The sequence below is a fragment of the Vibrio sp. 704 genome (assembly GCF_033339295.1).
In genome coordinates, this window is the sequence record NZ_JAWOUH010000348.1 from 1 (window position 1) to 768 (window position 768).

Consider the following 768-nt stretch of genomic DNA (forward strand, 5'->3'; position numbering starts at 1 on the left):
AACCAATGCATTCGGCATTATGGGTAAGTAAGACAGGTATGGCAGCGCAGGACACGAAGATGACTGCCATTTCCAACAACTTAGCAAACGTAAACACCGTCGGCTTTAAGCGCGACCGCGTTGTATTTGAAGACTTGTTCTACAGCATTCAGCGTCAGCCTGGTGCACAGGTGGATCAGGTAAACGAGCTGCCTAGCGGTGTTCAATTGGGTAGTGGTGTGCGCGTTGTTGGCACGCAAAAAGTGTTCACGCAAGGCAACACACAAAACACGACTCAAGACTTAGATCTAGCGGTAATGGGGCAAGGCTTCTTCCAGATTGAAAACTCTGACGGTCAGATTATGTACACGCGTAATGGTCAGTTCCACATCAACTCAGAAGGTTTGATGGTGAACAGTCAAGGTCTACCGCTTGAGCCACAAATTCAAATTCCTGACAACGCGACCTCTTTCTCGGTTGGCGTAGATGGCACAGTGACAACAACAACGGCAGACGATCCAACACCTCAGCAGCTTGGTCAAATCACACTAGCAAAATTCATCAACCCAGCCGGTCTTGAAGCCGTTGGCGGTAACTTGTTCCGCGAGACGGAAGCAAGTGGCCCAGCCGATGAGCTGATTGCTGGCGCAGATGGTGCAGGCAGCATCAAGCAAGGCGCGCTAGAAGGCTCTAACGTGCAAGTCGTGGAAGAAATGGTCGACATGATCACGACTCAACGTGCTTACGAGATGAATGCCAAAGTCGTATCAGCAGCAGATGACATGCTGA

General features: G+C 50.3%; 1 protein-coding gene. It reads left to right on the plus strand.

What is annotated here, in order from left to right:
• Window positions 1–5: 5 nt before the first annotated feature.
• On the plus strand, window positions 6–768 hold a 763-nt coding region (gene flgG, locus R7R24_RS26390), incomplete at its 3' end, for a flagellar basal-body rod protein FlgG (RefSeq protein ID WP_318120074.1).